The 23760-nt window shown below is 71.0% G+C and carries 19 protein-coding genes; 6 read left to right on the forward strand and 13 right to left on the reverse strand.

What is annotated here, in order from left to right; translation table 11 throughout:
* Positions 1-99: 99 nt before the first annotated feature.
* Positions 100-363: a hypothetical protein gene (locus ABZW18_RS08095; RefSeq protein WP_356183759.1), complete on the reverse strand. Its 264-nt coding sequence runs from the start codon at positions 361-363 to the stop codon at positions 100-102.
* Entirely contained in the window at positions 360-1304 is a 945-nt protein-coding gene (locus ABZW18_RS08100; protein ID WP_356183761.1) for an SPFH domain-containing protein, read from the reverse strand. Before ABZW18_RS08100 ends, ABZW18_RS08095 begins: the two co-directional genes overlap by 4 nt.
* A gap of 230 nt (positions 1305-1534) precedes the next feature.
* Here ABZW18_RS08100 and ABZW18_RS08105 point away from each other — a divergent pair, with 230 nt between their 5' ends.
* Positions 1535-3769 carry a transglycosylase domain-containing protein gene (locus ABZW18_RS08105; RefSeq protein ID WP_356183764.1) on the forward strand — a complete coding sequence of 745 codons (2235 nt, stop codon included), beginning with the start codon at positions 1535-1537 and terminating at the stop codon, positions 3767-3769.
* Between the two features lie 153 nt (positions 3770-3922).
* On the opposite strand, the gene ABZW18_RS08110 is transcribed toward ABZW18_RS08105, so the two are convergent.
* The 5 genes from ABZW18_RS08110 to ABZW18_RS08130 all read right to left on the reverse strand — a co-directional run bounded on the left by ABZW18_RS08110 (position 3923) and on the right by ABZW18_RS08130 (position 11288).
* Positions 3923-5386 carry a catalase gene (locus ABZW18_RS08110; protein ID WP_356183766.1) on the reverse strand — a complete coding sequence of 488 codons (1464 nt, stop codon included), beginning with the start codon at positions 5384-5386 and terminating at the stop codon, positions 3923-3925.
* A 125-nt stretch (positions 5387-5511) separates the two neighbouring features.
* Positions 5512-8076 (reverse strand): SpoIIE family protein phosphatase, encoded by a 2565-nt coding sequence (locus ABZW18_RS08115; protein WP_356183769.1) that lies wholly within the window; start codon positions 8074-8076, stop codon positions 5512-5514.
* A gap of 45 nt (positions 8077-8121) precedes the next feature.
* Entirely contained in the window at positions 8122-8799 is a 678-nt protein-coding gene (locus tag ABZW18_RS08120; RefSeq protein WP_356183772.1) for a class I SAM-dependent methyltransferase, read from the reverse strand.
* Positions 8800-8970: 171 nt separating this feature from the next.
* Positions 8971-9669, reverse strand: a complete 699-nt coding sequence (locus ABZW18_RS08125) for a DUF402 domain-containing protein (protein ID WP_356183775.1) — start codon at positions 9667-9669, stop codon at positions 8971-8973.
* 185 nt (positions 9670-9854) lie between these two features.
* Positions 9855-11288, reverse strand: coding sequence for a class II fumarate hydratase (locus tag ABZW18_RS08130; protein ID WP_356183778.1), 1434 nt, complete (start codon positions 11286-11288; stop codon positions 9855-9857).
* 109 nt (positions 11289-11397) lie between these two features.
* Between ABZW18_RS08130 and ABZW18_RS08135 the strand changes: the two genes are divergently transcribed.
* Positions 11398-12921, forward strand: a complete 1524-nt coding sequence (locus ABZW18_RS08135) for a ricin-type beta-trefoil lectin domain protein (RefSeq protein WP_356183781.1) — start codon at positions 11398-11400, stop codon at positions 12919-12921.
* Positions 12922-13078: 157 nt separating this feature from the next.
* Here the strand turns inward: ABZW18_RS08135 and ABZW18_RS08140 are convergent, their stop codons facing one another.
* Entirely contained in the window at positions 13079-13435 is a 357-nt protein-coding gene (locus ABZW18_RS08140) for a metalloregulator ArsR/SmtB family transcription factor (RefSeq protein WP_356183784.1), read from the reverse strand.
* Between the two features lie 18 nt (positions 13436-13453).
* Here ABZW18_RS08140 and ABZW18_RS08145 point away from each other — a divergent pair, with 18 nt between their 5' ends.
* Complete coding sequence (locus ABZW18_RS08145) at positions 13454-14629, forward strand: cation diffusion facilitator family transporter (protein ID WP_356183787.1); 1176 nt, start codon at positions 13454-13456, stop codon at positions 14627-14629.
* 174 nt (positions 14630-14803) lie between these two features.
* On the opposite strand, the gene ABZW18_RS08150 is transcribed toward ABZW18_RS08145, so the two are convergent.
* Positions 14804-15964 carry a hypothetical protein gene (locus ABZW18_RS08150; protein WP_356183789.1) on the reverse strand — a complete coding sequence of 387 codons (1161 nt, stop codon included), beginning with the start codon at positions 15962-15964 and terminating at the stop codon, positions 14804-14806.
* 974 nt (positions 15965-16938) lie between these two features.
* The gene (locus ABZW18_RS08155) at positions 16939-18618 is read right to left on the reverse strand and encodes a fumarate hydratase (RefSeq protein ID WP_356183792.1); all 1680 of its coding nucleotides are present in this window, start codon (positions 18616-18618) and stop codon (positions 16939-16941) included.
* 271 nt (positions 18619-18889) lie between these two features.
* Between ABZW18_RS08155 and ABZW18_RS08160 the strand changes: the two genes are divergently transcribed.
* Positions 18890-19513, forward strand: coding sequence for a DUF1707 domain-containing protein (locus ABZW18_RS08160; RefSeq protein WP_356183961.1), 624 nt, complete (start codon positions 18890-18892; stop codon positions 19511-19513).
* A 145-nt stretch (positions 19514-19658) separates the two neighbouring features.
* Complete coding sequence (locus tag ABZW18_RS08165; protein WP_356183795.1) at positions 19659-20033, forward strand: WhiB family transcriptional regulator; 375 nt, start codon at positions 19659-19661, stop codon at positions 20031-20033.
* A gap of 101 nt (positions 20034-20134) precedes the next feature.
* Here ABZW18_RS08165 and glpX read toward each other — a convergent pair whose 3' ends face one another.
* A complete protein-coding gene (gene glpX / locus ABZW18_RS08170; RefSeq protein WP_356183797.1) occupies positions 20135-21166 on the reverse strand; it encodes a class II fructose-bisphosphatase in 1032 nt (343 codons plus the stop codon).
* A 174-nt stretch (positions 21167-21340) separates the two neighbouring features.
* Between glpX and ABZW18_RS08175 the strand changes: the two genes are divergently transcribed.
* Positions 21341-21856: a DUF4245 domain-containing protein gene (locus tag ABZW18_RS08175; RefSeq protein WP_356183964.1), complete on the forward strand. Its 516-nt coding sequence runs from the start codon at positions 21341-21343 to the stop codon at positions 21854-21856.
* Positions 21857-22062: 206 nt separating this feature from the next.
* Here the strand turns inward: ABZW18_RS08175 and ABZW18_RS08180 are convergent, their stop codons facing one another.
* On the reverse strand, positions 22063-22362 hold the full coding sequence (locus ABZW18_RS08180) for an exodeoxyribonuclease VII small subunit (protein ID WP_356183800.1): 300 nt from the start codon (positions 22360-22362) through the stop codon (positions 22063-22065).
* 72 nt (positions 22363-22434) lie between these two features.
* Positions 22435-23643 carry an exodeoxyribonuclease VII large subunit gene (gene xseA / locus ABZW18_RS08185; RefSeq protein WP_356183803.1) on the reverse strand — a complete coding sequence of 403 codons (1209 nt, stop codon included), beginning with the start codon at positions 23641-23643 and terminating at the stop codon, positions 22435-22437.
* Positions 23644-23760: the final 117 nt, after the last annotated feature.

Genomic DNA, 23760 nt, shown 5'->3' on the forward strand with positions numbered 1-23760 from the left:
AGAGTCCGCGTGAGCACGCGCGGTTCGGCCGGACCTGCTCGAGTGCCGGCGCCCCGTGGCGCCGGCACTCCGCGAGAGGGCGAAACCGCGGCGGGCCGCCTAGCCGGGCCCGCCGCCCCGGTCCTCCTCCTCGCCCGAAGCCGAGTCCTTCGGCGGACGCCCACGCCGGGCCGGCGGGCCCGCGGTCTTCGGGAGGCGGCCCGCGTCCGCCAGCGCCTTGCGCAGCAGGAACTCGATCTGCGCGTTCGCGCTGCGCAGTTCGTCCTGGGCCCAGCGCGCGACCGCGTCGTGCACAGTGGGGTCGAGCCGCAACAGCACCTGCTTGCGCTGCTGCGGCCTCCGCTGCGGGTGTGGGTCCGTCACTGGTAGAGGGTGCCCGTGTTGAGGACCGGTTGCGGGGCGCGGTCGCCGCACAGCACCACCATCAGATTGCCGACCATCGCCGCCTTGCGCTCCTCGTCCAGTTCCACGATGCCCTGTTCGGCGATCCGGGCCAGCGCGGCCTCGACCATGCCCACCGCGCCGTCCACGATCTGCCGCCGCGCGGCGACGACCGCCCCGGCCTGCTGCCGCTGGAGCATCGCGGAGGCGATCTCGGGGGCGTACGCGAGGTGGGTGAAGCGGGACTCGATGATGCGGACCCCGGCCGCCTGGATGCGGGCGGCCAGTTCGACGGCGAGCTTCTCGGTGATCTCCTCGGCGTTGCCGCGCAGCGAGAGGCCGTCCTCGTCGTGGGCGTCGTACGGGTACTCGATGGCGATGTGCCGGACCGCGGCCTCGGTCTGGGTGGCGACGAACTCCAGGAAGTCGTCCACCTCGAAGACAGCCTGGGCGGTGTCCTGGACCTGCCAGACCACGACGGCGGCCAGCTCGATGGGGTTGCCGTACGCGTCGTTGACCTTCAGTACGGCCGTCTCGTGATTGCGCACCCGGGTGGAGACCTTCTGGCGGGAGGTCAGCGGGTTGACCCAGCGCAGGCCGTCGGTGCGGATGGTGCCGACGTACCGTCCGAAGAGCTGGACCACCCGCGCCTCGCCGGGCGCCACCATGTTCAGGCCACCCATCGCGAAGAACGACGCGATGACGACCAGCGCACCGAAGATGATCAGCGGTACGCCCAGGGCCGGTGAGCCGTCGCCCGACACCGCCGCGCCACCGACGACGGCGCCGATCCCGCCGATCAGCCCGGCCAGTCCAAGCAGCAGGGCGAGCCCGCCGGCTATGTCATGCGCTGCGACCTCACGGACCTGCGGTTTCGGCATTTCGGGTGCGTCGGCGGTGGGTGCGGGTGCGGTGTCGGACATAGGGGTCCCCGTTCTGTGTCGTGCCTGCGGACGCCGGTCCGCAGGATCTAGCAAAGTGATATCACTTTAGCGCGGAAGGCAACCTCCAGCACCCCTCGATGGTCAGTTCCCATGCACAGAGGTGCTGATTGTCACGTCCGGAAAAGCCTTGATCGATGCGTCTTTGACACCAGATGGGGTGTTAGCTTCTTGAGGTTTTCCGGGGGCGGATGGAACTGGAGCGGCGAGAGATGGGAAGAGCGGACGCGAGACGGGCGCGGAAGCGCGGGGGCGGTCGACGGCGGGCGAAGTCCAAGGGCGGTATACGCCGCTTCTTCACCTGGCGGAAGCTGCTGGGCGGATTCCTCGCGGTCTCCCTGCTCGGTGTCGGAACCTTCCTCGTCCTCTACATCGCCGTCGAGATCCCCGACGCCAAGGCCGAGGCGAAGGCGCAGAGCAACACCTACACCTACAGCGACGGCACGCCCATCGGCCGCACAGGCCGCGTCAACCGCGCGTCCGTCCCGCTGAACCGGGTGCCCCGGGACGTCCAGCGGTCCTTCGTCGCCGCGGAGAACAAGACCTTCTTCCAGGACTCCGGCATCGACCTCAAGGGCACCGCCCGGGGCCTGATCAACACCGTTACGGGCGGGGGCAAGCAGGGCGGATCCACCATCACCCAGCAGTGGGTGAAGAACTACTTCCTGAGCCAGGAGCAGACCGTCTCCCGCAAGGCCAAGGAGCTGATCATCTCCCTCAAGGTCGACCAGGAGAAGACCAAGGACGAGATCCTCGAGGGCTACCTCAACACCAGCTACTACGGGCGGAACGCCTATGGCATCCGGGCGGCGGCCAAGGCGTACTACGACGTCGACTCCGACGACCTGACGGTCCAGCAGGGTGCGTACCTCGCCGCGCTGCTCCAGGCGCCCAGCCAGTACGAGTGGACCAACGCCACGCCCACCTCGCGCAAGCTGGTGCTCCAGCGGTGGAACTACGTCCTGAACAACATGGTCGAGATGGACTGGCTCGACTCCGGTGAGCGCGAGGGGATGAAGTTCCCCCAGCCGGTCCCCCCCAAGCCCGCCCTGGGCCTCGGAGGTCAGGCCGGTTACCTCGTCGATGCCGCGGAGCAGGAGCTGATCGCCTCCGGCGTGGACGAGAGGGAGCTCAAGGCCGGCGGTGGCTGGAACATCACCCTCGCCATCGACAAGAAGAAGCAGAAGGCTCTGGAGAAGGCGGTCGAGCGCAGACTTCTCGCGGATCTCGACCCCGAGAAGCGCAAGGTCGACGCCAACGTCCAGCCCGGAGCCGTCTCCGTCGACCCGAAGAAGGGTGAGGTCGTCGCCCTCTACGGCGGCAGGGACTTCGTCGAGCACCAGATCAGCAACGCCACCCGCGACGACTACCAGCCCGCCTCCACCTTCAAACCGCTGATCCTCGCGGCCGCGATGGAGAACGGCGCGCAGACACAGGACGGCCGGCCGATAACGGCGAGCACGCTGTACGACGGCAGGAGCAGACGCCCGGTCGAGGGGAGCGGAACCGCCTTCGCCCCGCCGAACGAGGACAACAAGAGCTACGGCCGGATCACCGTCCAGAGGGCGATGAACAAGTCGGTCAACTCCGTCTTCGCGCAGATGGCGGTCGATGTCGGGCTGCCCGAGGTCAAGGAGACCGCGACCACCCTCGGCCTGGACCCCGAGTCGGGCGGTTTCCACGTACGTCCCGCCATGTCCCTCGGCGTGATGGGCGCCAGCCCGATGGACATGGCCGGGGTCTACGCCACCCTCGCCAACCACGGCGACAAGGTGACTCCGCGGCTGGTGAAGTCCGCCGAGCGCGGCGAACAGACGGCGGATCTCCCGGACCCCGTGGGCGAACAGGCCGTCGACCGCGAGACCGCCGACAGCGTCACCTCGGTGCTCAGGGGTGTGGTCGACGACGGTACGGGCTCGGCCGTACGGTCGGCCGACCTGGAGGTCGCGGGCAAGACCGGTACCTCGGACGACAACAAGTCGGCCTGGTTCGCCGGCTACACCCCGAACCTGGTGACGGCGGTGGGCCTCTTCGGTGAGGACTCCGCCCAGAACGGCAAACAGGTGACCCTGCGGGGGGCGGGCGGCGGCGGCCGGGTCGACGGCGGCGGCTACCCCGCCAAGATCTGGGCCGACTACACCCGGGCCGCGTTGAACGGGAAGCCGTCGGGTGAGTTCGACCTGGAGACCGGCCAGGGCGCGGCCGTGCCCCCGGACCCGGCTCCGACCCCGACCACCTCGGCCCCCGATCCCGAGCCGACCCGCACCCAGGAGTCCGAGACGAACACCCCGGACCCGACCCCGACGACATCCGCCCCGGACACGCCGACTCCGACGCCTTCCGCCCCGACGGAGCCCCCGACGAGTTCGCTCCCCCCGAATCCGGACCCGCGCCCGACAGACGAAGCGAGCGACGGCGACGAGCCGCTGACGGACCAGCAGGAGTGACGGACCAGCAGGAGTGACGGCGCAGCAGGAGTGACGGCGCAGCACCGCCCTCCGGTGCCTCGGCCGGCGGGGACGTCCCGTGACGCAAGCCCCGCCGTACGCGAAGCAATCGCGTACGGCGGGGCTTGCTGCCTCTCGGGACGGGGCGGCGGCTCAGCCGCCGTTGACCTCCTTGGCCACGCGGTCGCCGAGCGTCTTGTCGACATTGCGCCAGTACTGGATCGCGCGGTCCAGGACCGGGCGGCTCACGCCCTTGAGCAGATGGCCGGAGATGTTGGAGACGAGGCGGTCGCGCGCCGCGTCGTCCAGCACCTCGCGGACCTGGGTGCCCGCCTGTCCGAAGTCGTCGTCCTCGCGGTGCAGCGAGTACGCCTCGCGCACCATCTCGCCCGCGGCCTGCCAGCCCGCCGGATCACCGAACCGTACGGAGTCGGCCGCCGGGCCGCCGTAGGAGTTCGGGGCGTAGACCGCGCCGACCCGGTTGGGCTCGTACCGCATCGGCCCGTCCTTGGCGTAGGAGTGGACCGGTACGTGCGGCCGGTTCGGCGGAAGCTGGGCGTAGTTGGGCCCGATCCGGTAGCGGTGGGTGTCCGCGTACGAGAAGATCCGGCCGAGCAGCATCTTGTCCGGCGACACGCTGATGCCGGGCACGAGGTTGGACGGTTCGAAGGCGGCCTGCTCGATGTGGACGAAGAAGTCCTCCGGGTTCCGGTTCAGCGTCATCCTGCCGACCTCGATCAGCGGGTAGTCGCCGTGCGGCCACACCTTGGTCAGGTCGAACGGGTTGAAGCGGTAGTCCGGTGCGTCCTCGAACGGCATGACCTGGACGTACATCGTCCACGACGGGGCGTTGCCCGAGGCGATGGAGTCGTGCAGGTCGCGGCGGTGCGCGTCGCCGTCCTCGCCCGCGAGCGCGTCCGCCTCCGCCTGGGTGAGGAAGTCGATGCCCTGGTCGGTCTTGATGTGGTACTTGATCCAGAAGCGCTCGCCGCCGGCGTTGACCCACATATAGGTGTGCGAGCCGTAGCCGTTCATGTTGCGGTACGTCTTCGGGATGCCGCGGTCGCCCATCAGCCAGGTGACCATGTGGGCCGACTCGGGGGACAGCGTCCAGAAGTCCCACTGCATGTCGTGGTCGCGCACCGCGCTGTCCGGGCGCCGCTTCTGGCTCCGGATGAAGTCCTGGAACTTCATCGGGTCGCGGACGAAGAAGATCGGGGTGTTGTTGCCGACCAAGTCGTAGTTGCCGTGCTCGGTATAGAACTTCAGCGCGAATCCGCGGGGGTCGCGCCACGTGTCGGGGCTGCCCTGCTCACCGGCGACGGTGGAGAAGCGGGCCAGCATCTCCGTGGTCTTCCCGGGCTGGAAGAGGTCCGCCTTGGTGAACTGACTGACGTCATCGGTGACGACGAACGTGCCGTACGCGCCACTCCCCTTGGCGTGCACCACCCGCTCGGGGACCCGTTCTCGGTTGAACTGGGCCATCTTCTCGATCAGGTAGTGGTCGTGCAGCAGAATCGGGCCGGTGTCACCGATGGTGAGCGAGTGCTCGTCGCTCTGCACCGGGACGCCGGCGTTGTTCGTCGTATGCGGGACCTTCTGTCGGGACTCGGTCATGGGACGCCTCGCAGTGCGTGGGGATTTGTGCCGCTGTGTCCAGCCAGCAGTCAACTCTGCCGACGGTCTGTCGGCAACCGTCCGGAGTGCCCGGCGCGTCCACTCGCAAACTCGTTCCCCGGCCCTCAGTGCCCCCGCGCCGCCCGCGCCAGTTCGAACCAGACCACCTTTCCGGTGCTCAGCCGGGTCGCGCCCCACCGCCGGGCCAGCTTGTTGACCAGGTACAACCCGCGGCCGTCCTCGTCGGACGGCCGGGCCTGCCGCAGCCGGGGCAGCTGCGGTACGTCGTCGCCGACCTCGCAGCGCAGCACATCCGTACGGAGCAGCCGCAGCGTGATCGGCCGCTCGGCGTACCGGACCGCGTTCGTCACGACCTCGCTGACCAGCAGCTCCAGCGAGTCGGTCAGCTCCTCCAGGTCCCAGCGGGCCAGCGCCCGGCGGGCCAGCCGCCGCGCCTTGCCCGGCGTCTGCTCGTGCGGGTCCAGGAACCAGTACGCGACATCGCACGGCGCGATCCCGTCGAAACGGGCGGCGAGCAGCGCTATGTCGTCGTCCCGGTCGCCCGGGCCGAGCATGTCGAGCACCTCGTCGCACAGCGGCTCCAGCGGCGGAGGGTGATCCGGACCGGTGATCTGAGCCGTCGCGGTCAGCTTCTCCCGCAGCTGCTCTATCCCCGTCCACACGTCACGCAGCCGGGACTCGACGAGCCCGTCGGTGTAGAGCAGCAGCGTCGCCCCGGCGGGGGCGTCCAGTTCCACGGCCTCGAAGTCGACCCCGCCGACACCGATGGGCGCGCCCGGCGGCACGCGCAGCACCTCCGCGCGGCCGCCCAGGTGCAGCAGTACGGGCGGCGGGTGCCCGGCGTTGGCCACGGTGATCCGGTGCGCGACCGGGTCGTAGACCGCGTAGAGGCAGGTCGCCATGCGGTCGCTGCCGAGGCGCTGCGCCTGCTCGTCGAGATGGTGCAGCACCTCCTGCGGGGGCAGGTCGAGACCGGCGAGAGTCTGGGCGGTGGTGCGCAGCTGACCCATGATCGCCGCGGAGGTCATCGAGTGGCCCATGACATCGCCGACGACCAGGGCCACCCGGCTGCCGGGGAGCGGGATCGCGTCGTACCAGTCGCCGCCGACACGGGCGGTCTCGGAGGCCGGGAGGTAGCGGCTGGCGAGCTTCACGCCGGTGGGCTGGGGGAGCGAGTCGGGGAGCATGGTGCGCTGGAGCGCGTCCGCGATGTACGCCTCGCGGCCGTACAGCACCGCCTTGTCGACACCGAGAGCGGTGTGCGTCGCCAACTGCGCGGCGACCAGCAGGTCGTCGGGCTCGAAGGCGGGCCGGTCGGGCCGGCGCAGGAACACCGCCGCGCCGATGACCCGTCGGCGGCCGCGCAGCGGCGCGAGGATGGCGCGCCGCCCGCCGGGTATCGAGTGGTCGGCGCCGAGCAGTTCCGGCAGCGCGGCGCGGGCGGCCGCGGAGTCGCCGAACACCGGCCGTACGCCTCGCAGCACCTCGGCCAGCGGCCCGCCCGGCCGGACCTCCGCCAGCTCGGCGGCCAGCGGGAATTCGGGCTGGAGATTGAGCGCGGGCAGCCGCATCCCGCCGGTGTCCAGGTCCTCGGCCCCGGTCTGGCTGTCGGGCAGCCGGTCGGTCCGGCGCAGCCGCAGCACGACCGGGGCGACGGGCCGCTCGTCACCGACGGGCAGCGGGTCGCGGAGATGGACGAGGATGACGTCGGCGAAGGTCGGGACGGTCGCGCGGCACAGCCCGAGCACGATCTCGTCGAGATCGATCCCGCGTGCGATCCGCCGGGTGGCAGCGCCGACGAACCGCAGCCGGTCCCCGTCCCGGGAGCCGTCGGCCGTCTCGGCCGCCGCCCGGCCGTCCGCGACCGGGTCCGGACCGGCGGCGCCGACCGGCTCGGGCAGCGGCGCGGATCCGGCCCGCTGGTGACCGATACCGGCGGCGTCGTACGCGTGCCCGCCCGGCGGGTCCGTGGGTTCCCCGCGGCGCGGCCGGGCCTTGCGGGCGGCGCCGGTGGTCGCGCCGGTGCCCGCCTCGCGGCTCCCCGGCTGCGCCGGGCGCGGCACCTCGGGCGAAGGGTCCGCCGGGGAGGCCGAGGCGGTGGCCCGGCGGCGGCGGTCCGCCGCCGCGGAGGGCGCTTTGCCCGACCTGCGGGCGCCGGGCGCGGTCGCCGGGGGCGGTGCGGAGTCCTCCCCGGCCCGAGGGCGCGCGGTGGCGCTCCCGCCTTGCTCGGGGCCCCCGTCCACGCCTCGTGCGCGTCCCCGGCGGGCCGCGCCGGTGGCGGCGTTGTGGTCCGTGTCATGGCTGCCCGGCTGGGTCGCGGGCCCCGCCGGTGTCTCCGGCTCCGCGGACGCCCTTTTACGGCGCTCGGCGGGCGCGGCGGGCGCGGACGGGATGCCGTCGTCGCCCGCCGGCCGGGGGTGGCCTATGGCGCCGTCCTGTTCCGCGGCACCCCGGGCGGCTCCGCCCTGCGGGCGGGCACGGCGGGGCGGCCGGGGGCGGCTCGCCGGGTCCGGCGCCGGGGACGCGGGCGTCGCCTGCTGGAGCGCACGACGCGGGTCCTGCGCCGCGCCGTGCGCATCCTCGTTCGACCGCGGCGGCTGTGCCGCCGCGGCGGGCACGCCAGAGGCAGCGGCCTGTCGGCCGCTGTGGGAGGTCGGGTACTCCGTCACGCGTGGGGTTCCATCCGTCCGGGGCTGCGCGTCGGGCGCGCGTGGTCAGGCGCGTCGTCGGCAGTTGAGGAAGAGCTGGATCTCGGGTGGCACGTCCGTACTGGCCGGGGCGTACGCGTACGAGTCCTCCGCGGTGACCTCGAAGCCCGCATCGCTCACGACCTGGCGCAATTCGTCCCGCAGATATCCGGATACCCGGATCGTGTTGCCCAGGAACGGAATCGCGAAGTCGTCCACATCGGCTTCCACCATCGACAGCGCGAGAAGCCCCTCGGGCCGCAACAGCCCGTGCAGGCTGCGCAGCGCGTACGGGATCTCGGCGCGCGGCAGCATCAGGAGCGAGAAGAAGGCGGCGATTGCGTCGAACCGGCCCAGCCCGCCCGGCCCGTCGACGGCCAGATCCGCCAGGTCCCGCTGGATGAACTCGCCGGATGGGACCTTGTCGCGGGCGAGTTCGACCATCCCGGCGGAGAAGTCGACTCCGACGACCCGGTGTCCGGCATGGACGAGCTGGCCCGCGGTCGGCAGACCCGTACCGCAGCCGAGGTCGAGGACGCGCGAGCCCGCCGGAAGCGTCTCCGCCAGCCAGCGGCCGGACGCGAGCTGCCCCTCCTTGTGGGGGAACGCCTCGTCGTAGCGGTCGCCGATCGCGTCGAACGCCTCGGCCTGCCCGGTCCGGTCGATCTTTAACCGGATGTACTCCTCGTATCCCTGTCCGCTCACGCCTCCACCCCTTCAGTCCTCCAGTGACTGTGACATGCGGTCACATTTTGCCGATGGTTCGGGAGTTGTGTGTACCTGTGCAGTGTCGCGGAGGACGATCCTACGTTTGGTGTCCGGGGTCCCAGCAAGTGTCCCCCGGTGTCGGTCCCCCACCGCTTCCGATCGCCCTGCTCAGGAGGCCAGGTCGGCGGGTGTGCGATCCCAGTCCGCCGGAAGCTCCGGCACCGGCCACCGCGGATCGGGCCGCCAGCTCTCCCAGTCGTCGCAGAAGGGCGGGCCCCACTCGCCGATGAGTTCGACGGCGGCCCCGCCCGCGGTACGTACGCGTTCGGCCTGCCCGGCGTTCATCAGCCCGGCGCGCTGCGCCTGGGCGAACTCGTCCTCGTCCTTCCACTCCCAGCTGCGGTCGGGGTGGACCGCGATGTCCAGGAAGTGGTCCTCGGAGTCGATGCCGCCGGACCAACGCAGCCGGGGCTCCTCGAGATTCACGTACCAGTTCTTGAACCGCCAGCCGGGCTCCCAGAACAGCCACACCGACCAGGGATCGGCGGGCCGCGCCAGCTTCAGCACGCCCGTGCCGAACCACCGCGAGCGGACGGTGGACCGCGGCTTGGTGTAGCGGGTGGCCAGCGGCTCCCGGTGCACCGGCGTGCCATCGCTGAGCACCGGCTTCACACACGTGGTGCCCGGCGCCATCCAGACCGCGAGCAGGTCGGGTGTGTCCTCGACGACGGTCACGGGACGGCAGATGTGGACGCGGTCGGTGGCATTGCCCCGATAGCGCCAGAGGATGTGCTCCCCGGCCGCCCAGCCGCCTCCGCCGTCTCCGCCCGGACTGCCCTCCGGGGCACTCGTCGTCTCCGCTGTCATGCGCAGATCTTAGGGGCAGGACCCGCTGTCCGCCGTGACGTGCGGCACCGGCCGGCGGTACGGTCCGCCACCCGCCGATGTCGGGTTGCGCGACGGCCCATTGAGTGCTTTCCGTCCCCACGACCGCTCCCGCCGGGGAGCGCGGCCGAGGTTCCGTATCCGCCGGAGGACCGCCGGCCGCGTCGCTACGGACGGGTCATCCGCAGCACGTCCAGCGCCTCGTCCAGCTGCTCCAGCGTGAGGTCGCCCCGCTCCACGTACCCGGCTTCGAGGACCACTTCGCGGATCGTCTTCCGCTCGGCCAGGGACGTCTTGGCGACCTTCGCCGCCGCCTCGTAGCCGATGTACTTGTTGAGCGGGGTGACGACGGACGGGGAGGACTCCGCGTACTCGCGGGCCCGGTCGGCATTGGCCGTGATGCCGTCGACCGTGCGGTCCGCCAGCAGCCGGCAGGCGTTGGAGAGCAGCCGGACCGACTCCAACAGGTTCTTGGCGATCACCGGCATCATCACATTGAGCTCGAAGTTGCCGGAGGCGCCGGCCGTACTCACCGTCAGATCGTTCCCGGTGACCTGGGCGGCGACCATCAGCACCGCCTCCGGGATCACCGGGTTGACCTTGCCCGGCATGATCGACGATCCCGGCTGCAGGTCGGGAAGGTTGATTTCGGCCAGTCCGGTACGCGGGCCGGAGGCCATCCAGCGCAGATCGTTGGAGATCTTGGAGAGGCCGACCGCGATCGTACGGAGCTGGCCGGAGGTCTCCACGAGGGCGTCCCGCGCGCCCTGCGCCTCGAAGTGGTCGCGGGCCTCGGTCAGCGGCAGTCCGGTGCTGCGGGCCACCTCGGCGATCACCGCCGCCGCGAAGCCGGGCGGGGTGTTGATGCCGGTGCCCACAGCCGTTCCGCCCAGGGGGAGTTCGGCGAGCCGGGGCAGGGTGGACCGGAGCCGCTCGACGCCGTACCGCATCTGCGCCCCATAGCCGCCGAACTCCTGACCGAGCGTCACCGGCGTCGCGTCCATCAGATGCGTCCGGCCGGACTTCACGACCTGCGCGAACTCCTCCGACTTCCGCTCCAGCGCCGCCGCGAGATGCTCCAGCGCCGGAATCAGGTCACGTGTGACGGCCGCCGTCGCCGCGATATGGATCGAGGACGGGAAGACGTCGTTCGAGGACTGGCTGGCGTTCACATGGTCGTTGGGGTGGACGGGCGAGCCGAACCGCTCGGACGCCAGGGTCGCCACGACCTCGTTGGCGTTCATGTTGGAGGACGTGCCGGAGCCGGTCTGGAAGACGTCCACCGGGAAGTGGTCGTCCCAGCGGCCCTCGGCGACCTCGGCCGCGGCCTGCTGGATCGCACCCGCCAGGTCCTTCTCCACCACGCCGAGCTGGGCGTTCACCTTGGCAGCCGCCGCCTTGATACGGGCCAGCGCCTCGATGTGCGCGCGCTCCAGGCGCTGTCCGGAGACGGGGAAGTTCTCCACCGCCCGCTGGGTCTGGGCCCGCCACTTGGCGTGCGCCGGTACCCGCACCTCGCCCATCGAGTCGTGCTCGGTCCGGTAATCGGCGGTCCGGGGCCCGTCGCCCGGCGTGGCCGGTCCGCTGTCTTCATCAGCCATCGTCACGTACCTCCTGAGATGCACAGCGTTTGTCCGGTTAACAGTGTTCCCAACCGCCCTTACTTGCCAGTAAATACCGCGGGTAACAACAAAAAACCGGGGAGACGCCATGCAGCGCAGAAAACACGGTGTGCGATGTACCGTCGCGGCCGTCGTCGCACTCGCGGCAGCGCTCGGTGGATTCTCGGCCACCGCGCCCGCCGCGGCGGCCGACACCGACCGCACCACCGCATCGACCCCCCTGCCATCCGACCTCGAGAAGATCCGCGAGTCGGAGGCGACCAGGCTCTACGGCGACCCCGCCGAGCGCCCGCTCGCCGACCGCAAGACCTCCCTGATCTCGCTCGGCGACAGCGAGATCTCCGGTGAGGGCGTAGGCCGCTACGAACCGGGCACCAACGGCCCCGACAACTGGTGCCACCGCTCACCCGACGCCGCCATCCACCGCACCGGCATACCCGCCGACGTCACGTACAACGTCTCCTGCTCCGGGGCCGACAGCGAAAACATCCGCATCGGCGGGACGCAGCAGTACTCCGACGAACTGGTGCAGAGCGACAATCTTGCCGTCAAGGCCCGCAACACCCGGATCAAGATGGTGCTGCTCGTCGCCGGGGCCAACGACGACCTGCAGTTCGGGCCCGTCATGACCGACTGCGTCACCCGCTGGTTCCTGATCCAGGGCGCCTGCGAGCCGAAGTACGCACCGGGCTGGAAGGGCCGCGTCGACGGCCTGGTGCCCAAGGTCTCGCAGGCCGTGGCGGACCTGCGGACCGTGATGCGCGGCGCGGGATACGCGGACGGCGACTACAAGCTGGTCGTGATGGGCTACCCGAGCCCGATCGGCCCCGACATCGAGGACAACCCCGCGTACCCGGGCAAGATCCCGGGCGGCTGCACGGGCTACACCTCCGACGCCGCGTGGGGCCGGAACTCCGCCGTCCCCGGATTCCAGCGCGGAATGAGGCAGGTCGCGCAGAGCACGGGTGCGGTCTATCTCGACAACTCCCGCCTCTTCCACGGGCACGAAGTGTGCATGGAGGACCCCTGGGCCCGCAGCCTGTACATCGATGTGACGAACCCCTTCCCGCCGGACTCCAACTCCGTCCGGCAGTCCTTCCACCCCAACGCCCGCGGGCACGCGGCCTTCGCGTCCTGCCTGACCCAGCTGTACGCCTCGGGGTGGCGCGAGGCGAGTTGCGCGGATCCCGGCAGCACGGGAAAGCCCGAGCTCGTCCAGGGAGCCTGGGACGACGCGTACAAGCCGCTGAGGAACGCGGCGGCCGGCGCGTGCCTCGACGCGCGGGATGCCGGCAGCCGCAACGGGACGGCGGTGGGCGGCTGGGACTGCAGCGGCGGCCGGAACCAGGGCTGGTGGTACGACGGGCAGCGCGGGTCCCTGCACACCGAGCTGACCCACGACCGCTGCCTGGACGTACCCGGCGGTACGTACAAGGCGGGGGCCGCCCTGGTGCTGTGGAACTGCCACGGCGGAGCCAACCAGCAGTTCACGAGGAACGGCGACACGCTGAGCCCTTCCGCGGCGAAGGATCTCTGTCTGACGCTCGCGTCGGCCAAGGACCCGCTGCGCCTGCAGAAGTGCGACGGCTCGGCGGCCCAGCGGTTCGCCTGACCTGACCGCCTGACCTGACCGGTGCGCCCCTGCGGTCCGACGGCCGGGCGGCGGGGGCGCACCGGCGGCCGGACGGGCCGGGGCGCACCGACGGCCCGGCGGGTCCCCAGGGGGCCGCACCGACGGCCGGATGGCCGGATGGTCCGCAGAGGCGCTTTCAGTCGTGCGGCGGGAGATGGCCGATCCGGTGGTCGGCGACGTTCAGCGCCTCCTCGACCAGCCGCCGCAGATGCCCGTGCCCCAGGCCGTACACCACTCGGCGGCCCTCCTTACGGGTGGTCACCAGCCCCGCCAGGCGCAGCCGGGCGAGGTGCTGGCTGACCGAGGGGCGGGCCGCGCCGCACACCTCGGTCAGCGTCGTCACATCCGCCTCGCCCTCGGCCAGCCGCCGCAGCAGGGCGAGCCGGGTGCGGTCGGCCAGCAGGCCCAGCATCTCCGCGGCCACGGTCAGCCGCTTGCCGTCGTCCGGCTCCTGCGCACCGTGCGCATCTGATAGGTGCATGCGTGCGCTCATACGCACATAATAGGCGCCGTGAGCCACCACACCATGCCCCAGGAGCCGGACGACCACAGCGGCCACGGCGATCACGGTCACGGCACCCACGGTCACGTCGATCCCAGCCCCTGCGGTCACAGCCACGGTGATCACACCCACGTCGGTCACAGCCACGCTGATCACAGCGGTCACGAGCCCGCGCATCGGCACGGCGCGGGCCGCTGGTCCCGGGTGCGGCACCGCATCGCGCATCTGGTCACCCCGCACAGCCATGAGGCGTCCGACAAGGTCGACTCCGCGATGGAGACATCCGCGGACGGCATGCGGACCCTGTGGATCTCCCTCGGCGTCCTGGCCGTCACCGCGCTGCTCCAGACCGTCGTGGTGCTGCTCTCCGGTTCGGTCGCCCTGCTGGGCGACACCGTCCACAACGCCGCCGACGCGCTGACCGCCCTGCCGCTGGCCGTGGCGTTCGTCCTGGGCAGACGGGCGGCGACGAACCGGTTCACCTACGGCTTCGGCCGCGCGGAGGACCTGGCCGGGATCGTCATCGTGCTGACCATCGCCGGCTCCTCGGTGCTTGCGGCCTGGACGGCGGTCGACCGGCTGCTGCACCCCCAGCAGATCTCGCATCTGCCCGCGGTCGCCGCCGCCGCGGTGGTCGGCTTCCTCGGGAACGAGTGGGTGGCCCGCTACCGCATCCGTACCGGGCGCCGCATCGGCTCGGCCGCCCTGGTCGCCGACGGGCTGCACGCCCGTACGGACGGCTTCACCTCGCTCGCCGTCCTGCTCGGCGCGGGCGGCGCGGCGCTGGGATGGCGGTTGGCGGACCCGATCGTCGGTCTGTTCATCACCGCCGCCATCGCCCTGGTCCTGAAGGACGCGGCGCGGGAGGTCTTCCGCCGCCTGATGGACGCCGTCGACCCGGCGCTCGTCGACACCGCTACGGCCGCCCTGCGTGAGGTGCCCGGGGTGGCGGACGTCGGCGAGCTGCGGATGCGGTGGATCGGCCACCGGCTGCGCGCCGAGGTCGCCATCGTCGTCGACGGAGAGCTGAGCGTACGCGCCGCCCACCAGGTCGCCGTCGAGGCCGAACACGCCCTGCTGCATGCCGTTCCGCGGCTCACCGCCGCCCTCGTCCACGCCGACCCGGCAGCGGTCGCGGGCGAAGCGGATCCGCACGCGCGACTGGCACACCACGGCCAGGCCTGAGCGCCCGCCACAGCCGTGCCGCGGCAGACCCGGGACAACCGGCAGCCGGTGCTCCGGCTGCGGACCACGGCCTCGTCGTCGCACCCGCTGACCCGGTTCTCGGTGGGGCGGACACGGTGGTGCATCACCTGCACCCGCAAGACGCTGATGGGTTTCGAGGGCTCCCAACGGCGGCTACTGGGGCGACGGCACGTGAGGCGGCTGCTCCGGCGGCGGTGGCTCGTGGGGCGGTGGCGACTCCGGCGGTGGTTCCTCCGGCGGGGGTTCCTCGGGCGGTGGCTCCTCGGGCGGGGGCTCCTCCGGCGGGGGCTCCTCCTGGGGCTGTTCGCCTGGCGGCTGTTCACCGGGCGGGGGCTCCTCCGGCGGTGGTTCCTCCTGGGGCTGTTCGCCGGGTGGCTGTTCACCGGGCGGTGGTTCCTCCTGGGGCTGTTCGCCGGGCGGCTGGTCGCCGGGCGGGGGCTGATTCGGCCCGGGCTCATCCGGTCCCGGCACGGTCGGTGGCTTCGGCGGGTCGGGCGTGTTGGAGGCGCTCCACGCCAAGGCTCCACCAGTCACCAGTGCGGCCACCGCGAGGGAGGCGATAATCCCGGGCACGCCCCCGGGGAAACCTCGGACTACAGCAGCGACAGCGGTGCCGAGGCCCGATTTCGCAGCGCCCAGGAGAGATGCCCCCGCGGCCATGATCGTCCTCGTGTTGTTCCTGATCGTTGGCCAGGTCGCGTTCCACAGGTACACAACGCCATTGCGCGTGGTGCGGGCGACCTGCATGAACCCGTCCTTGGTGTTGTTCACCAGACTCCTGACCCACCGGACAGGGGTGGTGTTCCAGACGCGCTGCACGACCGACATCAGCCGGTTCTGCACCCCACCACCCGTGACCTTGCGCGTCTCGGTCACCGCATTCGCAGCCTGGCCGACGACCCCGCGCGCCTGATTCACCTGCTGGAGCGCCTGCCGGTTGCTCAGCGCGTTCTCGTACTTCTCCCTCGCGGGCCTGAGAGCCGCGTTCACCCTTTCCAACTTCCCGGAGTAGCGGTTCCACCGCCTCTGTATCTCCTCGATGACGTGAGGCCGCCTCGCCAGGTCATCCTCGGGCAGCTTGTTGAAGTGCTCCATCTGGCGGTTGGCCAGGCTGACAAGCTTCTGGAAGAGTTTCGCCCGCCCTTCGAGCTGAGCAACCGGCAACCTGGCGGCTCGAGTTGCTTGGTCGAACTTGCCGGCCAGCTGCTGCAGTTGCCTTGGGCCCAGCTGTTTCAGATCCTCCGGGCTCACCCTCAGCTCTTGCAGTTCCGATGGCGTGAGCCTCAACAGATCCTCTGGGTTGACTGGGTTCATGATGGGTCCTAGCTCGGGTCGGGCCACCCGCCGTCCTTGGGGTGTCCGGGTGTCCTCAGCTGTCGGGGGTGGCCGCGGTGACGGCGCTGACCCTGTCCGGGGCCGGCGCACATGCCAGTGGTGTTCGCGCAGCGCATCGCGGCCTCGTGGTCGCTCGCGCTGTCCGGGGTGGCGGAGAGGGCAAGGAGAACAACCTGGCGCAGCCGCGGATCTGCCGCTCCCCTCCCTTCCGGCGGAGGCACCCCTGATGGTGGCCCGGCCGGTGGTGGTCGGGGCGGCGGACCGGGTGGGGGTCCGCGCGGCGGAAGATCTGACATGAGCGGCATGTCTCGTAGCAGCCCCGCATTCCACATTTCGCCGCCCATCGGCTGGTGTCAAGTCACCCAGAATGTCGATTCCTCAGCACGGAACCCGGTAACTCCTCTCGCCCTCCTGCCACCGGTATCGGCAATCCTGGCAAGCGCTCTGACCTCGGTAAAAGGGGGCAAGGGGGCCTTCAACCGGCCTGGCTGCTCCGGTTCGAACGTCAACCTGTTCACGTACTCCGTGAACGGTGCGGATTCAACTACCACGATTCGCCGGAATGTGACGAACGATGCTGCGGATGCCCGTCGTCGCGGAACGTGGCTTGCCATGCGTCACCGGCCAACCGCTTATGGCCTCGCGCCTCCCGGGAGCCCTCCCCCGGGATACGCGAGTTCGAGTTCCAGCTCCGTTCGCCGCTGCCAACCACCTTGCAGTCGCCCCTGCTTGGGCCGTCCATCCAAGACGGCCGGAGAGCGGTTCGCGCGGCGTCTGTGTCGACTCGGCCGTGCTCCCGTGTCGGACCAGGAATCCTGCTTGGCGTGTGTGGCGGACGCCCGGCGACATCTGGCGTCCTGTCAACGGGCGACAGGGGAGCGACCGCCGCACACGGGCGCGCCCCCGCCGGCAAGGGACCGGAGGGGGCGCGTGGGGAGCCCAGTGGCTCGGACTCAGGCCTGGCGCACGGGGATGCTGGTCACGAACGGCTGGGACGGGGACGGGTCTTGGAAGAAGTCGTTGCCCTTGTCGTCGACCACGACGAAGGCCGGGAAGTCCTCGACCTCGATCTTCCAGACCGCCTCCATGCCCAGCTCCTCGTACTCCAGGACCTCGACCTTCTTGATGCAGTCCTGGGCGAGGCGTGCGGCCGGGCCGCCGATCGAGCCGAGGTAGAAGCCGCCGTGCGCGTTGCACGCGTCGGTGACCTGCTTCGAGCGGTTGCCCTTGGCGAGCATCACCTGGGAGCCGCCCGCCGCCTGGAACTGCTCGACGTACGCGTCCATCCGGCCGGCCGTGGTCGGCCCGAAGGAGCCGGAGGCATAGCCCTCCGGGGTCTTGGCGGGGCCCGCGTAGTAGACGGCGTGGTCGCGCAGGTACTGCGGCATCTCCTCGCCGGCGTCCAGCCGTTCCTTGATCTTCGCGTGTGCGATGTCACGGGCGACGACCAGCGGGCCGGTGAGCGAGAGCCGGGTCTTGACCGGGTACTTGGTCAACTCCGCGCGGATCTCCTCCATCGGCCGGTTCAGGTCGATCTTGACGACGTCATCGTCCAAGTGCTCGTCGGTGGTCTCCGGCAGGAAACGCGCCGGGTCGGCCTCCAGCTGCTCCAGGAAGACGCCCTCCGCGGTGATCTTCGCGACCGCCTGCCGGTCCGCCGAGCAGGACACCGCGATCGCGACGGGGCAGGACGCGCCGTGCCGCGGCAGCCGTACGACCCGCACGTCGTGGCAGAAGTACTTGCCGCCGAACTGCGCGCCGATGCCGATCTTCTGCGTCAGCTCGAAGACCTTCTCCTCCAGCTCCTTGTCGCGGAAGCCGTGGCCCGTCGGGGAACCCTCGGCCGGCAGCTCGTCGAGGTAGTGCGCCGAGGCGTACTTCGCGGTCTTCAGGGCGTACTCGGCCGAGGTGCCGCCGACCACGATCGCCAGGTGGTACGGCGGGCAGGCGGAGGTGCCCAGCGAGCGGATCTTGTCCTCCAGGAACTTCATCATCGATGCCTCGTTCAGCACCGCCTTCGTCTCCTGGTGGAGGAAGGACTTGTTGGCCGAGCCGCCGCCCTTGGCCATGAAGAGGAACTTGTACGCGCCGCCGTCGGTCGCGTACAGCTCGATCTGGGCCGGCAGGTTCGAGCCGGTGTTCTTCTCGTCCCACATGGTCAGCGGGGCCATCTGCGAGTAGCGCAGGTTGAGCTCGGTGTACGCGTCGTAGATGCCGCGGGACAGCGCCTCCTCGTCCCGCCCCGAGGTGAGGACGTTCTGGCCGCGCTTGCCCATGACGATCGCGGTGCCGGTGTCCTGGCACATCGGAAGGACGCCGGCCGCCGCGATGTTGGCGTTCTTCAGCAGGTCCAGCGCGACGAAGCGGTCGTTGGCGGAGGCCTCGGGGTCGTCCAGGATCCGGCGCAGCTGAGCGAGGTGGGCCGGGCGCAGATAGTGCGAGATGTCGTGCATCGCCTCGGCGGCCAGCTTGCGCAGCGCCTCCGGCTCCACCCTGAGGAACGTCCGGCCGTCGGCCTCGAAGGTGCTCACGCCCTCGGAGGTCACCAGGCGGTACGGCGTGGTGTCCTCGCCCAGGGGCAGCAGTTCCGTGAAGGCGAACTCCGGGTGGTTCGGGCGGGGGGCAGGGGGCATGGGGGCCATTCCTCACTCGGCAGACGGCATCGGCTGGCGTCGGAGACGGAGCATCCACCCGGCCTCGGCCGGGGGAGCTGGACCAGCGTAGAACGTGGCCGGGCGCGCGCGGTTGTGAGGTAGGGCTCAGTAACCGCCGGACAGACACCGCCGGACGGAACCCTAGTCGCGATCTATCGCGTTTCGGTACGCTGCCTCCGTGGACGAATCATCGCTCGAAAAGCGTGAGCAGCGGCCGGTGTTGTTGAACGAGCCCGTTGCCGAGGCCGGGATGAGGGCGTCCGACGCGGACCGCGACCGGGTCGCGGACATCCTGCGCGAGGCGCTCGCGGAGGGGCGGCTGACCGCCGAGGAGCACTCCGACCGGATCGACGGCGTCTACCGCGCCAAGACCGTCGGCGAGCTGGAGCCGCTGGTCCGGGATCTGCCCGTGGGCGCCGCGGGCGGCCGCACGGGTTCCGCGCCCGGCCCCTCGTACCGCTCGGCGCCGCACTCGGCCGCGCCCGCCGCCGGGCGGAATGTGGTGGCGGTCTTCAGCGAGGCGCAGCGCAAGGGCCGCCGGCTGGTCGGCCGGCGCACCAACGCCGTCGCCGTCTTCGGCGCCGTCGTGATCGATCTGACCGAGGCGGTCTTCGATCAGCGGGAGATCGTCATCAACGCCACCGCGATCCTCGGCTCGGTGGAGATCAGGGTGCCGGAGAACATCACGCTGCGCGGCACCGGTACCGGAGTCCTCGGGCACTTCGAGGCGGACTCCCTCGCATCCCCGGACCCGGACGCCCCGGTCGTGATCGTCACGGGGGCCGCCGTCCTGGGCAGCGTCGAGGCCAGGCCCGAGCGCGGGAAGCGGCTGAAGGACCTCCACGATCGCATGCGCAAGGAATTCGGGCACTAGCAAACTGCCACCGTGTGCATAGGCGTCAGTACAGCGGGTAGGGACTGCTTCATCGTCTCTCGTGCGGCATGGGGGTGCCAACGGTCGTGATCAGGGGAGACGGGCAAGGGTGACTCTTTCGCGAAGCCGTCGTCAGGAGTAGACCGTGCTGCAACCGCCGCATCAGCCCCTGCAGGCCTCCGCCGTCCCGACGCAGCGCATCCACGCTCGGGATCAGGCGGGCCCCTGGCACTCGGAGGCTGTATGCCGCCGCGACGAGGCCGGGTTGTTCTTCGCACCCTCCAAGGAGCCGACAGCCGCGAGGCTGTCGCGTGAGGAGGCCGCGAAGCGGGTCTGCGCCCGCTGCCCGGTGATGGTCGAATGCCGGGAGCACGCACTGCTGCAGCCCGAGCCGTACGGCGTGTGGGGCGGGCTCACCGCGGCCGAGCGCCGTGTGGTGCTGGCCCGCCGCCGGCGCCGTGAGGTGGAGCTGCAGAAGGCCGCCCGCTCGGCTGTTCCGCACATCGCCGCGGCCGGATGAAACGCACGTCAGGGGCGCCCCCGCTGAGGGGGCGCCCCTGACGCGTCCGGCCGTTGTGCTCCGGGCCTACGCCCGCTCAGCGGCCGGCTCGGTGGGCTCTCTCAGCGTGCCCGGTCGAAGTCCACCGCGCTGTAGGCGCGCAGTTTCGACAGCCGGTGCGTGGAGTCGATCTGCCGGATCGTGCCGGACTTGGAGCGCATCACCAGGGACTGGGTGGTGGCGGTCTCTGCCCGGTACCGCACGCCGCGCAGCAGTTCCCCGTCCGTGATGCCGGTGGCGACGAAGAACACGTTCTCGCCGCTGACCAGGTCGCCGGTGTGCAGGACGCGGTCGAGGTCGTGGCCGGCGTCCAGCGCCCGCTGCTTCTCCTCGTCGTCCTTGGGCCACAGCCTGCCCTGGATGGTGCCGCCGAGACACTTGATCGCGCAGGCGGCGATGATGCCCTCGGGCGTACCGCCGACGCCCATCAGCAGGTCGACACCGGTCCCTTCCCGTACGGCCATGATCGCGCCCGCCACATCGCCGTCCGCGATGAACTTGATCCGGGCGCCGGTCTCCCGGATCTCCTTGACGATGCCCTCGTGGCGGGGGCGGTCGAGGATGACGACGGTGACGTCCTCCGGCGAACTGCTCTTGGCCTTGGCGACCCGGCGGATGTTGACCGAGGGCGGGGCGGTGATGTCGACGAAGTCGGCGGCTTCGGGGCCGGTGACGAGCTTGTCCATGTAGAAGACAGCCGAGGGGTCGAACATGGTGCCGCGGTCGGCGACCGCGAGCACGGACACGGCGTTGCTCATGCCCTTGGCGGTGAGCGTGGTGCCGTCGACGGGGTCCACGGCGACGTCGCACTCCGCGCCCTTGCCGTCGCCCACGTGCTCGCCGTTGAACAGCATCGGGGCTTCGTCCTTCTCGCCTTCCCCGATGACCACGACGCCGTTCATCGCGACCGTGTGGACGAGGGTGCGCATGGCCTTGACGGCCGCGCCGTCCGCGCCGTTCTTGTCGCCGCGGCCGACCCACCGTCCTGCGGCCATGGCGGCGGCTTCGGTGACCCGGACGAGCTCCAGGGCGAGGTTGCGGTCGGGAGCCTCGGGGCTCACCTCGAGCTGAGACGGAAGATGATGCTCGGTCATCGGAGCGCACCTTTCTGTACGACGACGGCCGGAATAAAGCAGAGGGTGTCTGTGACTTTATCGGTTCATCACGAATCTGAGCAGAGGACCCCACGTATGAGCGCCGTGAAGACGCAGGCCAGGGGCGCTGGAATCGGTTCCTCGGCCATGGGGGACGATGGGGGCGTGGCAGGTATGCGCGGTAACCAGACGGTGCGGGACATGGTGCTGTCGATGGCGGTCATCGGAGTCGTCGTCGCAAGCATCTATGTCTTCGTTCCCCACGACGACTCGAAGGACCCGGTGAAGCGGGTCCGGTACACCGTGGAGCTGGACACGGCCCGCCGCGCCGCGCCCTACCCGGTGGCCGCGCCCGAGGGACTGCCGAGGACATGGCGGGCGACCTCGGTGACGTACGACGGGGGCAACCCCGACGGGGCCGCCTGGCACCTGGGCTTCCTCGACCCGAAGCGGGAGTACGTGGCGGTCGAGCAGAGCAACGGCAAGCCGTCGAAGTTCATCGAGAGCGTCAGCCACGGCGCCGCGACGAAGGACGGGACGCAGCAGGTCGGCGCCGTGAAGTGGGACCGCTACAAGGGACCGAAGTACGACGCCCTCGTGCGGCAGGAGCGCGGGGTGACCACGGTGGTCACCGGCACCGCGCCGTTCGGCCGGCTCGCGGAGATGGCCGCGGCGCTCAAGAGCTCCTAGGGCGTCGCCCGCTCGCTGTGTCGTCGGGCTCGTCCGAGTACGCCCGGTACGAGTACGCCCTTCCCCGAACTCCGTCCGGGGCACCCCCACCGCCTTGCGATCGCACGTACCGGACGCCATGGGCCTCGCTCTCCGGGCGAACGGCGCCACTTTTGAAACACGTCCCAGCGCCCACAGCGCGGGCCTTCCCGCCCAGCGGCCCGTTCTCAGTCCTTGTCGCCGTCGGCCGGGGCTGCGGCGCCGTCCGCCGACTCCGCGAGGGCGGCGTCCAGCCGTGCCCGCGCGCCGTCCAGCCAGCGCCGGCACACCTTCGCCAGCTCCTCGCCGCGCTGCCAGAGCGTGAGGGATTCCTCGAGGGTCGTGCCGCCCGCCTCCAGCAGGCGTACGACCTCGATCAGCTCGTCCCGCGCCTGCTCGTAGCCGAGTGTCGAGTCCGGCGGGGCGGGCGATTCGGTGGAGCCGGTGGAGCCGGTGGAGCCGGTGGACTTCCCGTCCGTTGTGGTCATGCTCTCCAGCCTAGAGGTGACGTATGACGAGGATGTCGCCGTGCGGCGCCGGCCCGGCGACCCGCGGCGGGTTCAGGGGGTGACGCGGACCGTGAACTCGCCCTCGGCGACCCGGGCCCGCAGTTTCTCCTCGGCCGTGACCTCGTCCGCCGACCGGACCACCGCGCCGTCCGCCCGCTGCAGCACCGCGTACCCGCGCTCCAGCGTGGCCGCGGGGGAGAGCGCCACGACCCGCGCCAGGGTGTGCGTCAGCTCCGAGTCGGCCCGGTCCAGCAGATGCCCCAGCGTCCGGCGGCCACGCTCGAGCAGCGCCGCGACCTGCTCCTCCCGCTCCTCCACCATCCGCTGCGGCCGCTCCATGCACGGCCGGTGGCGGGCCGCCGCGAGGCCCCGCTCCTCCCGGTCCAGCAGCCCGGTGACACAGCGCAGCGCCCGCTCCCGCAGATGCCGGATACGGGTCAGCTCCTCGCCCACGTCCGGTACGACCTTCTTCGCCGCGTCCGTGGGCGTCGAGGCGCGCAGATCGGCGACCAGGTCGAGCAGCGGACTGTCCGGCTCGTGGCCGATCGCCGACACGACGGGCGTACGGCAGGCGGCCACGGCCCGTACGAGCTGCTCGTCGGAGAACGGCAGCAGGTCCTCGACGCTGCCGCCGCCGCGCGCCACGATGATCACGTCCACGTCCGGCAGCGTGTCCAGCTCCTTGACCGCCTGGACCACCTGCGGCACGGCGTGCACGCCCTGGACGGGCACGTTCCGCACCTCGAAGCGGACGGCGGGCCAGCGCAGCCGGGCGTTCTCCAGCACATCCCGTTCGGCCGCGGAGGCCCGGCCGCTGACCAGCCCGATGAGCTGCGGCAGGAAGGGAAGCTGCCGCTTCCGGTCGAGCGCGAACAGCCCTTCCGCCGCCAGCGACTTCTTCAGCTGCTCCAGCCGGGCCAGCAGCTCACCGACGCCGACCGGCTTGATCTCCGCGGCCCGCAGCGAGAGCTGGCCGCGCGGGGCGTACCACTCGGGCTTGGCGTGCACCACCACCCGCGCGCCCTCGGAGACGATGTCCGCGACCCGGTCGAAAACGGCGCGCCGGCAGGTGACGCTCAGCGAGATGTCGTGCGACGGGTCGCGCAGGGTCAGGAACACCACCCCGGCGCCGGTCCGCCGGGACAGCTGCGTGATCTGCCCCTCGACCCACACGGCACCGAGCCGGTCGATCCACCCGCCGATCAGGCGGGAGACCTGCCCGACGGGGATCGGTGCGTCCGCGGAGGTGTTGAGAGCCATATGGGCAGGCTAGCCGCCCCAGCGGACACCGTTCCGGTTCCGGCGGAACACGTTGTCCCGTTCCCGGGGACAGCCCCGGTAACGGGTGCGATCAACACGCCCCCGCCACGGCCTTAC

The sequence above is a fragment of the Streptomyces sp. NPDC004647 genome (genome assembly GCF_040609575.1).
In the GTDB taxonomy this organism is placed as follows: domain Bacteria; phylum Actinomycetota; class Actinomycetes; order Streptomycetales; family Streptomycetaceae; genus Streptomyces.